The following is a 13,150-nucleotide window of genomic DNA, read 5'->3' as shown; positions in this document are numbered from 1 at the left end:
CCTCAAAGTCTGGAAAGCTGCGACTAAATTCCTCAGCAGAACAACGAGATGCGTAAAGGAGATCGGTACTATGCGTAAACTCTTTCTGGCGACCACATTTACTTTTGCAGGAGCACTTGCCGCAATGGCCGACGACATCATCAAGGTAAACACCGACAAATCCGTATCCGAGGCGCTGGATGCCCTGGAAACAGCCGTCGGGAATGCGGGCGCGACGGTTTTTGCGCGGATCGACCACGCGGCGGGGGCTGAGAAGGTCGGGCTGACGATCCCGGCCAATCAGGTGCTGATCTTCGGTAACCCGGCACTGGGTACGCCCGCCATGCAAATCGACCCCCGCGCCGGCCTGTTCCTGCCACTGAAAGTGCAGGCCTATGAGGATGCGAACGGGCAGGTTTGGCTGGCCTATGAAGACCCGAAAGAGACCATGGATGATCTGGACGGGGTCGAGGATGCGCCTGTGGTCGAGAAAATGCGCGGTGCGTTGGCCAAGCTGACCTCGGTCGCCGCGCAATAAGCGGTTTATGACAGGGCGCGAATGGCCTCTTTCAGGTCAATCGCGCCATCATAAAGTGCGCGGCCCGAGATTGCGCCGTTCAACTCAACCCCGCAATCGCGCAGGGCAATCAGGTCCTCCAGCGAGCTGACACCGCCCGAGGCAATCACCGGGATTGAGACGGCTTGCGCCAAGGCAGCGGTCGCTTCGATATTCGGCCCCTGCATCGCTCCGTCGCGGTTGATGTCGGTGTAGATAATCGCTGCCACGCCCGCGTCTTCAAAGCTACGGGCAAGGTCGGTGACCTGCACATCGGTCTCTTCGGCCCAGCCTTTGGTCGCAACCATACCGTTGCGGGCGTCGATGCCCACGGCGACCTTGCCCGGGAAAGCTTTGGCAGCTTCGCGCACCAGATCAGGGTTTTCAACTGCAACAGTCCCAAGGATGACGCGCGCCAGCCCTTTTTCGATCCAGGTTTCAATCGTGGCCATGTCGCGGATGCCGCCGCCCAGCTGCGCGGGCACATCGCAAGCCTTCAGAATCGCCTCAACCGGGGCCGCGTTGACCGGTTCACCCGCAAAAGCGCCATTCAGGTCGACCAGATGCAACCATTCGCAGCCCGCGTCGACAAAGGCCCGCGCTTGGGCTGCCGGGTCTTCATTGAACACGGTGGCCTTGTCCATTTCTCCGCGCAGCAAGCGTACAGCGTTGCCGTCTTTCAGGTCGATGGCGGGGTAGAGGATCATGTCGGGCGGCCCTATATCAGTGTTACATGGGCGGCGTATCGCACAGGCAGGGCAGGGGATGCAACGCGACGCTGGGTCATTCTTGCCCGAAGCTGACCACGGGGTCAGAGTGGACGCAAAATAGGGAGAGCATCATGAGAAAATTTCTACTCGCAGCAGGTTTTGCCGGTATGGCGACCACAGCATTCGCCGCTGATCCGGTGGACGGGCTGTGGAAGACACAGCCGGGCGACACAGGCGGCTATCTGCACGTGTCCATCGCGGAATGCGGCAGCGCCATTTGTGGCACCATCGACAGCGCCTTTGACGGCAATGGTGACCAGCAGCTGGACTATGAAAACCTTGGCAAACAGATCATCTGGGACATGGTGCCCGAGGGCGGCGGCGAATATGACAGTGGCAAGATCTGGGCGCCGGACCGGGATAAAACCTACAATTCCAAGATGACACTGGACAGCCAGAACCAACTGACCGTTAAGGGCTGTGTCGCGGGCGGGTTGGTCTGCCGGGGCCAGACCTGGACACGTGTCCAGTAAGGTTTACGGAGCCCAGGTCAGGAAATTCCCGATCATGCGCAGGCCCACATCCTGACTCTTCTCGGGGTGGAACTGCATCCCAACCATCGTGTCGCGGCCAATCACGGCCGTGACTTCTTGCCCATAATCCACATGCGCCAACCGCTGCGCCGGATCAGCAACGCGGAAGTGGTAGGAATGTACGAAATAGACGTGATCGCCGAAGTTCACACCATTGAACACCGGATGATCGCTTTCCAGAACCAGATCGTTCCAGCCCATATGTGGAACTTTCAGCGCCGTGTCTGAGGGCTCGATCTTCACCACGTCTCCGGCAACCCAGTTCAGCCCATCGGTTTCGGTGTATTCATGGCCTTTGGAGGCCATAAGCTGCATGCCGACGCAGATACCCAGAAAGGGGCGGCCTTTCTGTTCGACTGCCTCGACCATCGCGTCGTAGATACCCTTGTGACCGCGCAGCTCAGCGGCGCAGGCAGGGAAGGCTCCATCACCCGGCAGAACCAGCCGGTCGGCCCGCGCCACGATATCCGCGTCCGAGGTGACGACGACCTCACCCGCATCCATCTCGCGCGCCATGCGCTGAAACGCCTTTTCGGCCGAGTGCAGGTTGCCGCTTTCGTAGTCAATAATGGCCGTGAGCATTTACAGCGCGCCCTTGGTGGACGGAATCGCATCGGCCTTGCGTGGGTCGGTTTCCACCGCCAGACGCAGAGCGCGCGCGACGGCTTTGAATGCAGCCTCAGCGATGTGGTGGCTGTTGAAGCCGTGCAACTGGTCGATATGCAGCGTGATGCCGCCATGGGTGCTGAGCGCCTGAAAGAACTCACGCACCAGTTCGGTGTCAAACGTGCCGATCTTGGGTGTCGGCAGATCCACGTTCCAGATCAGGAACGGACGGCCCGACAGGTCCAGCGCACAGCGCACCTGCGCGTCATCCATGGGCAGGTGACACTCGCCATAGCGACGGATGCCCTTCTTGTCGCCCAAGGCCTGCGTCAGAGCCTGACCCAACGCGATTCCGGTATCCTCAACGGTGTGGTGATCGTCGATGTGATAATCGCCCTTCGCACGGATCGTCATGTCGATCAGCGAATGCCGCGCCAGCTGGTCCAGCATATGATCGAAAAACCCGACGCCGGTCTGGTTGTCATAGGTGCCGGTGCCGTCCAGATTGACCTCGACCGAGATCTCAGTCTCGGCGGTCTGACGGCTGATCTTTGCGCTGCGCATGGGCGAATTCCTTTTGCTACAGGCGCGCTTATAGACGGGGATGGCAGGGCTTATCCAGACCGCGCGTCGCATTCATCGCAAACTGTTGCAGGGGATTGCGCCGGGCCTTGACCCGTGCCAGCCTGCTTGCAACACGAACCAACAAGGCTTGGCCCATGTCCACCTGCGTTTTCATCCAGATTCGCTGCAAACCCGGCACCACCTATCAGGTCGCCGAAGAGATCGCCCTGCGCGAAATCCACTCCGAACTCTACTCGACCAGTGGTGAATACGATCTGCTACTGAAACTCTACATCCCCTCAACCGAGGATGTGGGGCATTTCATCAACGAAAACCTGCTGGTGATTCCCAATATCGAACGATCTCTTACAACAATGACGTTCAAGGCCTTCTAGCCCAGTTCGAACGTCGTGACGCCGTAAATGCGGTTCAGGTCGATATCAGGCTCGTGGCTGGAATACATACGGGCTGTTTCAAGAACTTTTCCCAATCCCAGCTGCGTTGCCATTGCTAGGGCGGCCGTGTTTGGCTGAGGTATGTCGATGAACACCTCTTGCCCGTGATGATCGCTCGGAACGGCTGCCAACAGGCTGGCCAGCAGCGCCTGTGCGATTCCAACATCATCAGCAAACAAAGGCCCGACTTTGTACCCCGAATGGCAAGGCCTCAACGTACCATAGCCCTTGATGCGGCCATTTTCGGTATAAACGCGCGAGATATGACCCGGGGCGCCCAGCCAGTTTTGCAGGAACGCATCGCGTGGGGCAGGGAACAGCTTGCGGTCATAAACCGTGAGGGCATCTGAGGCGCTGCTCAGCGGCGCGACCCCATTACCCAGAACCTGGCCCAGCTGTGGCAATAGATCCCCAATCTGCGCACCGAAACGGAAATTGTTGTAGGCGAAGGTGAAGCCGGATTTGCGGTAATTGTCTTGCTGTTCGACTACGCCATCCAATCCCATATTGCGCCCTTCGCAATGGGCATATGCGTGTTGTGCCAGCGTCCATCCGTGGCCCGAACCTCGATACTCAGGCCGGACGATGTGGGACCCTAGAAAGGAAAACGCGTCGTCATAGTTCACAGCGGACACAGATGCGATCATCGTGTCATTCAAAAACCCACCCATATAACCGTCAGGATCGGTAGAGCGAAAACACTCGGCATCGCGCAGGCCGGGGTTCCACCCTTCCTGATCGGCCCAATTGACCGCGTGTCTCAATTCGTCGTGGGTTAAACTGCGAATAACGTAATCTGACATGGTAAAATCCTGAACTCGGTAACGTGCGCAGCATGGCGCAACATCCGTCAGGACGCCAGTAATGTTTAGGAAACAGACCGTATCTGGAGCGGGCGAGGCGATTCGAACGCCCGACCCTAACCTTGGCAAGGTTATGCTCTACCCCTGAGCTACGCCCGCATCAGATACATATATTTTGGTCCTAAGACCTCTCAATGGAGCGGGCGAGGCGATTCGAACGCCCGACCCTAACCTTGGCAAGGTTATGCTCTACCCCTGAGCTACGCCCGCGCCGTTGAGTGAGGAGGGATGTATAAATTCCCACGCGAGGCTGCAAGCGGAAAAACACAAAAAGATGGAAAAATCTTTCGACGGAAATCTGCGCGCCACGCGTTCAACATACAGAACAGTTGATAAACAAGAAGGCTTGGACAGAGGACATGGCACATATTTCAGACATCAAGATGGCTTTGCTGGCAGCGCTAATCATGCTGACAACCGTGATCTGCGCGCGGGATGAGGACAAAGTGGTCGATCTTGACCCCGTCCTAACGCCCGCTCCGTTGATTGAGACACGGATTTTGATGGGATAAGGGCTGCTTGCGCTCAGGTGGCCATGAAAAGATTTGCCAGTGCTGCGATCAGTATGGCCGCGAAGGTCAGAAGCATTCCAATCTGACGCAGAATCACGATCTGAGGGCTGCGGCCAAATCCATAGGCGTGCAAAACGCGCCCGGCCAGCAAAGACAGTCCCAATAGGTTCAGCAATAGCCCCCCGGCACCTTGCAGTTCCGCCATCACGATCAGCAATAGGGCAAAGGGCGTATATTCGACAAAATTGGAATGCGTCCGAATGGCCTTGAGCATGTCCGGACTGCCGCCATCCCCATAGGAAATCTTGTCGCTGCGCCGCTGACCGATGACTCGGAAGCTGAGTACGACATAGAGAATGGCCAGCAAGGCGGCATAAATCGGGGTGATGGACAGCATAGGTAGCCTCGTTCAAGTCATGGATAAGGCCGCGCTATTGACTGCGCGGATCGCAAGACACTAGCCGGTTTTGGTGTCTGTTCCAGTTTGTTTGCCGCGCCCAAACGTGACCTTGCGGAAGCTTGGGCCAAATTTTGCCGCAGTTTCGTCAGATTTAAATTCGATCCTATTCAAATGCGTTGTTTTGCACATGCAATTCGATGGCGGCTGCTGTCATCGGAGAAAGGGATAGGTGAAAGCAATGAAACGAGTTTTGAAGATCACGCGCGTATTTGCGACGTCATTGATGCTGGTTGGGGCGGCCAGTTTTGTGGCGGTTGTTGCCGCACCTGAAATGGCGATTGCCAAGAACGGTAACGGCGGTGGCAATGGCAATGGTGGCGGTAACGGCAATAGCGGCGACAAGGGGAATGGCGGTGCCGGCGCCAGTGGAAAGTCAGCGGACAAAAGTGCCAAAGGTGCTGGTGGATCTGGCAAGAAAGCGACCGGAACCGGCAAAGGGTTGATGGCCAAACTGGGCCTCAAGAAAGACAAAAAACAAACCACTGCCAAGGCATCCGGTCAGAAAAAACCGGGCTTTGTTAAGTCATTTGAGAAACTCGTGACAGGGAAGAAGGCCAAGCCGGTTGCGACGTCGAAAACCCGCGTAACGAAGCTTGTCGATGAAGAGACCGCGCCGAATAAGCATGGCAAGGTCGCCTCGGAGCTCAAAGGGCTCAATGCTGCACATGCCAGCCAGACTGCACTGATGAACGCAGCCCCGAACAGTATGCCGGGCAAGCTGTATTCTTAATCAGCAAAGCGTTCTGGGATACCCGGATGCTACGGCGGCGCTAGAGGATAGCCAGGCCGAATTGTCTGATTTGCAAGATCTGTCAGACGCGCAGATTCAAGAGCAATATGCGCCCACCGAAGAAGAGGCGGCGCAGGGGATCACTGCGGAAGATAAGTATAACGAAGCGCTTGCCGAGGCTGAGCAGGCAGTGACCGATGCTGAAACAACGCTGGCCGAGGCTGCAGAGCCGCAAGAGGCGTTTGACACGCTGACCGGCGGTCGGGAATTGTCTGTGGATGCGATGAACGAGTTGCATGATCTTCTGGGTCTACCGGACCCCGAAGAGGTCGACGACACCACTGCGGATGCAGGTTCAGACGTGGAAACAGAAGAAGTTGCTGACGGCTGAACGCGCATCCAAGGCGGGTAAAAAAGGCGCGCAATTTGCGCGCCTTTTTGTTTTTATTCCAACTCGATCAGCAGGTCTTTGGCATCAATCTGACCACCGGGCTGGATATGTACGGCCTTGACCGTTGCGTCACGCTCGGCGTGGATGCCAGTTTCCATTTTCATCGCCTCGATTGTCAGCAGCATGTCGCCTTCCTTGACCTGCTGACCTGCGGTTACGGCGACCGTCGCAACCACACCGGGCATCGGTGCGCCCACGTGATCGGCGTTGCCTGGCTCGGCCTTGGGCCGGGCCTGCGTGGTCGACGTCACCATGCGGTTTGGCACCCGGATCACGCGTGGCTGACCGTTGAGTTCAAAGAAGACTTTGACCTCTCCGTTCTCATCAGTTTCACCGATGGCCTGGCACCGGATTTCCAGCGTTTTGCCGGGGTCGATTTCCGCCGTGATCTCTTCACCCGGTTCCATGCCGTAGAAGAAGGTGCGCGTTGGCAGGGTGCGGACCGGGCCATAGACCCGATGGCGTCCCATATAGTCCAAGAAGACCTTGGGATACATCAGATACCCGTTCAGGTCCTCATCATCGACCTCTTTGCCCTCAAGCTGCGTGGACAGTTCAGCGCGGGTGGCTTCCAGATCGACCGGAGGGACATCCTTGCCGGGGCGTTCTGTGTTGGGGGCCTCGTCCTTCAACACCTTTTTGATGATCGTGTCGGGGAAACCGCCCGGAGGCTGACCCAGATTGCCGCGCATCATGTCGATGACCGAGTCCGGGAAGGCCACATCGGTCGACGGGTTTTCCACGTCCGAACGGCTGAGACCCTGGCTGACCATCATCAGTGCCATGTCGCCCACAACCTTCGACGACGGCGTCACCTTCACGATGTCACCGAACATCTGGTTTACGTCGGCATACATCTGCGCAACCTCGTGCCAGCGCTCTTCCAGGCCAAGGCTGCGTGCCTGCGCCTTGAGGTTGGTGAACTGACCACCTGGCATTTCGTGCAGATAGACCTCGGATGCCGGGGCTTGCAGGCTGGATTCAAACGCCGCGTATTGGCCGCGAACGGCTTCGAAATAATCGCTGATCTCGCGGATTGCCTTGATGTCCAGCCCGGTGTCACGCTCGGTATGGCGCAGGGCTTCGACCACGGTGCCCAGCGTTGCTTGGCTGGTGTTACCCGAGAAGCTGTCCATCGCGCAGTCTACCGCGTCGACGCCTGCCTCAGAGGCCGCCAAAATGGTCGCGCTGGCGATACCAGCGGTGTCATGCGTGTGGAAGTGGATCGGCAGCCCGACCTCTTCTTTCAGCGCGCGGATCAGAATGCGGGCCGAGGCAGGTTTCAGCAGACCGGCCATATCTTTCAGACCCAGCACATGCGCACCTGCGTCGCGCAGCTCTTTCGCCATGCCGACATAGTATTTCAGGTCGTACTTGGCGCGATCCGGGTCGAGGATATCGCCGGTATAACAGACAGTACCCTCACAGATTTTGCCGTTCTCGACCACGGCGTCCATGGCAACGCGCATATTTTCGACCCAGTTCAGCGAGTCGAACACGCGGAACACGTCGATGCCCTTGGCGGCCTGACGCACGAATTCCTGCACCACGTTGTCGGGGTAATTGGTGTAGCCAACACCGTTGGCCCCGCGCAGCAGCATCTGAGTCATCAGGTTTGGCATCGCCTCGCGCAAGTCACGCAAACGTTGCCACGGGCATTCCTGCAAGAAACGGTAGGCCACGTCGAAAGTCGCACCGCCCCAGCATTCGACCGAGAACAGCTGCGGCAGGTTTGCGGCATAGGTCGGCGCTACTTTGATCATGTCGATCGAGCGCATCCGGGTGGCCAACAACGACTGATGCCCGTCACGCATCGTGGTATCGGTGATCAGCAGCTGACGCTGTGCCTTCATCCAATCGGCAACGGCCTGCGGGCCTTTTTGCTCTAGCAGGTTGCGAGTGCCCATTTGAGGCTCGGCCTTGGGCGCAGGTGGCTTGGCCTCTTTGAGGTCAGCGCGCGGTTCGGGGCGATCCTTAGTTTCGGGATGCCCGTTCACGGTGATATCCGCGATATAGGTCAGAACCTTGGTGCCGCGGTCACGACGGCGCTTGAAAGTAAACAGGTCCGGCGTCGTGTCGATGAATTTGGTTGTGTATTCATTCGACAGGAAGGTCGGGTGCTTCAGCAGGTTGATGACAAAGTCGATATTTGTGCTGACACCGCGGATACGGAACTCGCGCAGGGCGCGGTCCATACGGGCAATCGCGGCCCCGGGCGTCGGAGCTTTGGCGGTGACTTTGGTCAGCAGTGAGTCATAGTACCGCGTGATCACGCCGCCCGCATAAGCCGTGCCGCCGTCCAAACGAATTCCCATACCGGTGGCCGAGCGATAGGCGGTGATGCGGCCGTAATCAGGGATGAAGTTGTTCTGCGGGTCTTCGGTGGTGATCCGGGTCTGCAACGCGTGGCCGGTCAAATGCACGTCGGCCTGGCTTGCGGCACCTGTGGCTTCGGCCAGGGATTTGCCTTCGGCAATCAGGATTTGCGCCTGAACGATGTCGATACCGGTGACTTCCTCGGTGACGGTGTGTTCCACCTGCACGCGCGGGTTCACTTCGATGAAGTAGAACTTGCCGGTTTCCATATCCATCAGGAATTCGACCGTGCCTGCGCATTCATAATTCACATGGGCGCAGATTTTACGGCCCAGCTCACAAATCTCGGCGCGCTGCTCTTCGCTCAGATACGGGGCAGGGGCGCGTTCCACGACTTTCTGGTTCCGACGCTGGACCGAGCAATCGCGCTCGTACAGGTGATATATCTCGCCGTGCTTGTCGCCCAGAATCTGCACCTCGACATGGCGGGCGCGGATGATCATCTTTTCCAGATAGCCTTCGCCATTACCAAAGGCCGCCTCGGCCTCGCGACGGCCTTCCAACACTTTTTCTTCCAGCTCGTCTTCCGAGCTGATCGGGCGCATTCCGCGCCCGCCGCCGCCCCAGCTGGCCTTGAGCATCAGCGGATAGCCGATTTCTTTTGCCTCGGCCCGGATTGCGTCCATGTCATCGCCCAGCACTTCGGTGGCCGGGATGACGGGAACACCGGCAGCGATAGCCACACGCCGTGCGCTGGCCTTGTCGCCCAAGGCACGCATCGTTTCGGCCTTGGGGCCGATAAATGTGATGCCGTTCTGGACACAGGCATCCACAAAATCCGGGTTCTCGGACAGCAGACCGTAACCGGGGTGAATGGCGTCTGCGCCACATTCCTTGGCCACGCGGATGATCTCGTCAATCGACAGATACGCCGCAACCGGCCCCATCCCCTCGCCGATGCGATATGCCTCGTCCGCTTTGAAGCGATGCAGGCCAAGCTTGTCTTCTTCGGCGAAGACAGCGACGGTGCGTTTTCCCATCTCATTGGCTGCGCGCATCACGCGAATAGCAATCTCGCCGCGATTGGCGATCAGGATCTTTTTGAAGTCGGTCATGTCAGGTCCCGGTCTTTATGGTTTGGCCGTGTTCATAGGCGGACAATACGCGTTCGTATATCAGTCGTTCTGGGTAGAACCGGCATGTTAACGCTCGCAAACGCCGCCTTTTTGGCGTGACCGTCTTACACACGCTGCATTGCAGCATCAACTTTTCTGATTACAGATGTGATATTTTGCAGATTGGGGAGGCCCAATTGCCCCATATTGGCGGCCATGTCCTGGCGCAGGATGTCTATGACATGTGCTGGGCCAGGCGCACCCAAAGCGCTGAGTCCATATAAGAAACCGCGGCCAAGCATGACAAAATCAGCGCCCAGAGCAAGCGCGCGCAGGACATCGAGGCCACCTTCGATACCACTGTCAAAAATCAGCGGCAGATTTGTTGCGGCCCTAAGTTGCGGAAGCATTTCAATACTGGCCGGAGCGCCATCAAACTGCCGCCCACCATGATTCGAGACCCAAATCGCGTCCACTCCGGTCTGTTGCAGCCGTTCGGCATCATCGGCGCGCATTACACCCTTAACAACAAATGGCCCGTCCCATGCGTCGCGCAGCCATTTGACATAGTCCATATCCGGCGAGGTGCGCAGCAGGTACCCGACATGTGCTGTGGGCGGCAGGGCGCTTTGGCCGTCGATATATTTGTCCAGCGTCCGCATACGTGGCATCCCGTTCCGAGCCATACCGATTGCCCATGTCGGACACAGGGCGATCTGTGCCAGCAGCTGCGGGGTCAACCGCGGAGGGTTTGTAAGCCCCGAACGAACCTGCCGTTCCCGTCGGGATGCCACCGGAACATCAACCGTCAGCACCAGCGTCGAGAACCCCGCTGATCTGGCGCGGTTCAGAATGTCGATTCGAATGTCGGGGTCTTTCGGAGGATAGAGCTGAAACCAGGCATTTTGCCCGATATGCGGGGCCAGGTCTTCGGGGCTTTGGCTTGCTACTGTTGAAAGCGTGTAGGGAAGGCCAGCCTCTGCCGCAGCACGTGCCAGCAGCTTTTCCGCGTCGGGCCAGATCAGGCCCGACATTCCAATCGGCGCAGTGCCAAAGGGCAGGGGATAGTCCTGCCCAAGGAACTGAATCCCGGTATCGCACTCGATGGGGCCATGCAGGATAGAAGGCAAGAATTTGACTTCGTCCAGCGCGGTCCGATTGCGCTTTAGGGTAATTTCTGCCCCGGTGCCTGACTCCAGATATTCCCAGACGAAACGCGGCAATCTGCGCCGCGCGCGCAGCTTGAGATCTGCAATTCCGGGATATGCGGTGTGCAGGTCCATAAGGATTGATCCAACCTGCACTGCGATTCTGCAAGTTTTTCAAGCCGCTGTTGCCGGAGGCGAAGTTGTGGCCGTTTGATCCGCGGGTGCCCCTGATACCCCGGATCGTGGTGCCTCGGCGATCGGGCCTTTTGCGACCTGCACCTGGTTCCGACCCTTGTCCTTTGCCATATACAAAGCGTCATCCGCCGCACGCATCAGGTCTTGTGGCATGGTGCCGTGGGCGGGGTAATGTGCCACTCCGACCGAGATCGTGATACGTGGCAAGGCCTTCTCGCCATAGCGCACCGACACCGCTTCGACAGCCTGCCGCAGCTGTTCCGCGCGGGTCATCGCATCCGCTGGGGTATTGTCCGGCAAGATCAGCATGAATTCCTCACCGCCGATGCGGCAGGCGACTTCATCCCGGTCACAGCCTTGCTCCAGCGCCGAGCCAACGGCGCGCAAGACCATGTCCCCAGCATCATGCCCGTGAGTGTCGTTGAACTTTTTGAAATGGTCCACATCGACCGCGATCAGGCTGAGCGGAGCGCCGCTCTGCTGGCTCCGGCTTATGGATTTGCGCAGAGTCTCAGTCATGTGGCGACGATTGAACAGCCCAGTCAGCGGGTCGCGGACGGACTGGTCATGCAACTGATCGCGCATCCGCACATTCGCAATCGCCATGCTGATCTGTTCGGCGCAAAGCTGAGCCAGTTTCTTGCTAGCATGAAACTCTTCGTCGCTGCCCTCATGCGCGCGCAGATGCAGCAGACCGACCGTTTCGCCATGGGCCAGAATGGGAAAGCAGAAATAGGGGCGACCGTCATGGGGTTCGGCATGCTCGCAGACAAAGTCGATCTCGGACGCGCCATATTCATAGGTTCGACCCCGGCGCAGACCCCAACAGCCCTCGGGGTGGATATGCGCCTTGTGCGTACCGCCATTCCAGCTGGCACAGCCATCCAGCACATCGCGCGAGTTGGAATAAACATAAACGCTGCCCTCCGCCTCTGGCAGGATGTGGGTCATAAAGCGTGAGACCATGTCGAAAAGCTCGTCCAGAGACCGACTGGATTGCAGCCATTCGTTCAACTCGCCCAGCAAGCGTACCTCGCGTGCAAGACGCAACTGATCATCCATCAGTTCTCGCTCTTTTGAGGCCCGCGCGCGCAGGTTGCGCACCTGACGTCGGTTGGTGCGGAAGATCACCAGCGTTACCGCCGACAGAGCCAGCAACGCAACTCCGCTGAGGATGGCCAAAGATAGCCGCACCCTGTTGATGAAAAGATTCCGAACCATTGTGATGTCCGAATAGAATTCAATCGCACCCAGAAACTGCCCTTCGCGGATAACCGGAGTATAGATTTCGGCCACATGGCGGGTTTGCGGCCCGGCGGCCTCCAGCAACTCACCGTCGATATTATCGACTTCCGTGAGCGGTTTCTCTTCATGTTTGTAGAAAATGTTCCCCTTGCCGATGACGTCTTTGAAATACGTCTTGGAGTTGATCCCACCTACGTCCGTAGCCCGAGTTGACCAGAAAACCCGCCCGGCGTTGTCGAACAATTTAAACCGATATATGTCGGAGGTGGCGGGCAGCAGTTCCAGAAACTCAGTGTCATGGCCGTTTACATTGCCGGTGCGGAACGTGGCATCAACGTCTTCGAGATGTGATACGACCTGCCGGTTCAGTTGCGTCGCTGCGTGGCGCAAGTCAGATTCGAGCATTCGGTCGACCACCGGGGCGGGGATCGCGTATATGCACCAGCCTGACAGAGCTGTCAGCGCCCCCATTGTTAGAACCACACCTGCAAGTTTCATCCGGGACGCCATGCCCGATTCACCAAGTTTCATCATTTTCGCGCTCCCACAGCTTTGGCCTCAACATCAGAAACAAGCTTTTACAGAGGGTTAATAAGCGCGGGTTACGTGCAGACAAAATCGGTCGAATTGACCAGATCGGCTGCAAAACCCG

General features: G+C 58.0%; 14 protein-coding genes and 2 tRNA genes. 6 read left to right on the top strand and 10 right to left on the bottom strand.

Features of this window, described 5'->3' with window-relative positions:
• The first annotated feature begins 70 nt into the window (after window positions 1–70).
• Window positions 71–517, top strand: coding sequence for a DUF302 domain-containing protein (locus ACOQOY_RS05865; RefSeq protein WP_420584534.1), 447 nt, complete (start codon window positions 71–73; stop codon window positions 515–517).
• Window positions 518–522: 5 nt separating this feature from the next.
• Here the strand turns inward: ACOQOY_RS05865 and hisA are convergent, their stop codons facing one another.
• Window positions 523–1,242: a 1-(5-phosphoribosyl)-5-[(5-phosphoribosylamino)methylideneamino]imidazole-4-carboxamide isomerase gene (gene hisA, locus ACOQOY_RS05860; RefSeq protein WP_420584533.1), complete on the bottom strand. Its 720-nt coding sequence runs from the start codon at window positions 1,240–1,242 to the stop codon at window positions 523–525.
• A 134-nt stretch (window positions 1,243–1,376) separates the two neighbouring features.
• Between hisA and ACOQOY_RS05855 the strand changes: the two genes are divergently transcribed.
• Window positions 1,377–1,778 carry a DUF2147 domain-containing protein gene (locus ACOQOY_RS05855; protein ID WP_420584532.1) on the top strand — a complete coding sequence of 134 codons (402 nt, stop codon included), beginning with the start codon at window positions 1,377–1,379 and terminating at the stop codon, window positions 1,776–1,778.
• Window positions 1,779–1,781: 3 nt separating this feature from the next.
• Here the strand turns inward: ACOQOY_RS05855 and hisH are convergent, their stop codons facing one another.
• Both hisH and hisB read right to left on the bottom strand, forming a co-directional pair.
• Complete coding sequence (hisH, locus tag ACOQOY_RS05850) at window positions 1,782–2,420, bottom strand: imidazole glycerol phosphate synthase subunit HisH (protein WP_420584531.1); 639 nt, start codon at window positions 2,418–2,420, stop codon at window positions 1,782–1,784.
• On the bottom strand, window positions 2,421–3,008 hold the full coding sequence (gene hisB / locus ACOQOY_RS05845; protein WP_209224983.1) for an imidazoleglycerol-phosphate dehydratase HisB: 588 nt from the start codon (window positions 3,006–3,008) through the stop codon (window positions 2,421–2,423).
• A 155-nt stretch (window positions 3,009–3,163) separates the two neighbouring features.
• Between hisB and ACOQOY_RS05840 the strand changes: the two genes are divergently transcribed.
• Window positions 3,164–3,403: an Lrp/AsnC family transcriptional regulator gene (locus tag ACOQOY_RS05840; protein ID WP_420584530.1), complete on the top strand. Its 240-nt coding sequence runs from the start codon at window positions 3,164–3,166 to the stop codon at window positions 3,401–3,403.
• Here the strand turns inward: ACOQOY_RS05840 and ACOQOY_RS05835 are convergent.
• The 3 genes from ACOQOY_RS05835 to ACOQOY_RS05825 form a co-directional block, all read right to left on the bottom strand.
• Window positions 3,400–4,266 carry a GNAT family N-acetyltransferase gene (locus tag ACOQOY_RS05835; protein WP_420584529.1) on the bottom strand — a complete coding sequence of 289 codons (867 nt, stop codon included), beginning with the start codon at window positions 4,264–4,266 and terminating at the stop codon, window positions 3,400–3,402. The genes ACOQOY_RS05840 and ACOQOY_RS05835 overlap by 4 nt on opposite strands.
• Before the next feature lie 84 nt (window positions 4,267–4,350).
• Window positions 4,351–4,425 (bottom strand) — tRNA-Gly (locus tag ACOQOY_RS05830).
• A gap of 36 nt (window positions 4,426–4,461) precedes the next feature.
• Window positions 4,462–4,536: transfer RNA gene (locus ACOQOY_RS05825), tRNA-Gly, on the bottom strand.
• Between the two features lie 149 nt (window positions 4,537–4,685).
• Here ACOQOY_RS05825 and ACOQOY_RS05820 point away from each other — a divergent pair.
• Window positions 4,686–4,838 (top strand): hypothetical protein, encoded by a 153-nt coding sequence (locus ACOQOY_RS05820; RefSeq protein WP_420584528.1) that lies wholly within the window; start codon window positions 4,686–4,688, stop codon window positions 4,836–4,838.
• 13 nt (window positions 4,839–4,851) lie between these two features.
• Here the strand turns inward: ACOQOY_RS05820 and ACOQOY_RS05815 are convergent, their stop codons facing one another.
• Window positions 4,852–5,235, bottom strand: a complete 384-nt coding sequence (locus ACOQOY_RS05815; protein WP_420584527.1) for an MAPEG family protein — start codon at window positions 5,233–5,235, stop codon at window positions 4,852–4,854.
• Between the two features lie 232 nt (window positions 5,236–5,467).
• Here ACOQOY_RS05815 and ACOQOY_RS05810 point away from each other — a divergent pair, with 232 nt between their 5' ends.
• Window positions 5,468–6,028, top strand: a complete 561-nt coding sequence (locus ACOQOY_RS05810; protein WP_420584526.1) for a hypothetical protein — start codon at window positions 5,468–5,470, stop codon at window positions 6,026–6,028.
• 61 nt (window positions 6,029–6,089) lie between these two features.
• Entirely contained in the window at window positions 6,090–6,419 is a 330-nt protein-coding gene (locus ACOQOY_RS05805; protein WP_420584525.1) for a hypothetical protein, read from the top strand.
• Window positions 6,420–6,472: 53 nt separating this feature from the next.
• Here the strand turns inward: ACOQOY_RS05805 and ACOQOY_RS05800 are convergent, their stop codons facing one another.
• The 3 genes from ACOQOY_RS05800 to ACOQOY_RS05790 form a co-directional block, all read right to left on the bottom strand.
• Window positions 6,473–9,910, bottom strand: coding sequence for a pyruvate carboxylase (locus tag ACOQOY_RS05800; RefSeq protein WP_420584524.1), 3,438 nt, complete (start codon window positions 9,908–9,910; stop codon window positions 6,473–6,475).
• 125 nt (window positions 9,911–10,035) lie between these two features.
• Window positions 10,036–11,193: an alpha-hydroxy acid oxidase gene (locus ACOQOY_RS05795; RefSeq protein WP_420584523.1), complete on the bottom strand. Its 1,158-nt coding sequence runs from the start codon at window positions 11,191–11,193 to the stop codon at window positions 10,036–10,038.
• A 39-nt stretch (window positions 11,194–11,232) separates the two neighbouring features.
• On the bottom strand, window positions 11,233–13,032 hold the full coding sequence (locus ACOQOY_RS05790; protein WP_420584522.1) for a diguanylate cyclase: 1,800 nt from the start codon (window positions 13,030–13,032) through the stop codon (window positions 11,233–11,235).
• Window positions 13,033–13,150 lie beyond the last annotated feature (118 nt).

The organism is Ruegeria sp. (assembly GCF_965221235.1).
In the GTDB taxonomy this organism is placed as follows: domain Bacteria; phylum Pseudomonadota; class Alphaproteobacteria; order Rhodobacterales; family Rhodobacteraceae; genus Ruegeria.
The sequence above is the reverse complement of the archived record's forward strand: the minus strand, read 5'-3'. Positions and strand labels throughout refer to the sequence as shown.

Excerpts from the sequence above, each read along its gene's own strand:
- ACOQOY_RS05820 (WP_420584528.1), top strand. The coding sequence starts at position 4,686 with ATGGCACATATTTCAGACATCAAGATGGCTTTGCTGGCAGCGCTAATC.
- ACOQOY_RS05865 (WP_420584534.1), top strand. The coding sequence starts at position 71 with ATGCGTAAACTCTTTCTGGCGACCACATTTACTTTTGCAGGAGCACTT.
- ACOQOY_RS05840 (WP_420584530.1), top strand. The coding sequence starts at position 3,164 with ATGTCCACCTGCGTTTTCATCCAGATTCGCTGCAAACCCGGCACCACC.
- ACOQOY_RS05795 (WP_420584523.1), bottom strand. The coding sequence starts at position 11,193 with ATGGACCTGCACACCGCATATCCCGGAATTGCAGATCTCAAGCTGCGC.
- hisB (WP_209224983.1), bottom strand. The coding sequence starts at position 3,008 with ATGCGCAGCGCAAAGATCAGCCGTCAGACCGCCGAGACTGAGATCTCG.
- ACOQOY_RS05800 (WP_420584524.1), bottom strand. The coding sequence starts at position 9,910 with ATGACCGACTTCAAAAAGATCCTGATCGCCAATCGCGGCGAGATTGCT.
- ACOQOY_RS05790 (WP_420584522.1), bottom strand. The coding sequence starts at position 13,032 with ATGATGAAACTTGGTGAATCGGGCATGGCGTCCCGGATGAAACTTGCA.
- ACOQOY_RS05835 (WP_420584529.1), bottom strand. The coding sequence starts at position 4,266 with ATGTCAGATTACGTTATTCGCAGTTTAACCCACGACGAATTGAGACAC.
- hisH (WP_420584531.1), bottom strand. The coding sequence starts at position 2,420 with ATGCTCACGGCCATTATTGACTACGAAAGCGGCAACCTGCACTCGGCC.
- ACOQOY_RS05815 (WP_420584527.1), bottom strand. The coding sequence starts at position 5,235 with ATGCTGTCCATCACCCCGATTTATGCCGCCTTGCTGGCCATTCTCTAT.
- hisA (WP_420584533.1), bottom strand. The coding sequence starts at position 1,242 with ATGATCCTCTACCCCGCCATCGACCTGAAAGACGGCAACGCTGTACGC.
- ACOQOY_RS05855 (WP_420584532.1), top strand. The coding sequence starts at position 1,377 with ATGAGAAAATTTCTACTCGCAGCAGGTTTTGCCGGTATGGCGACCACA.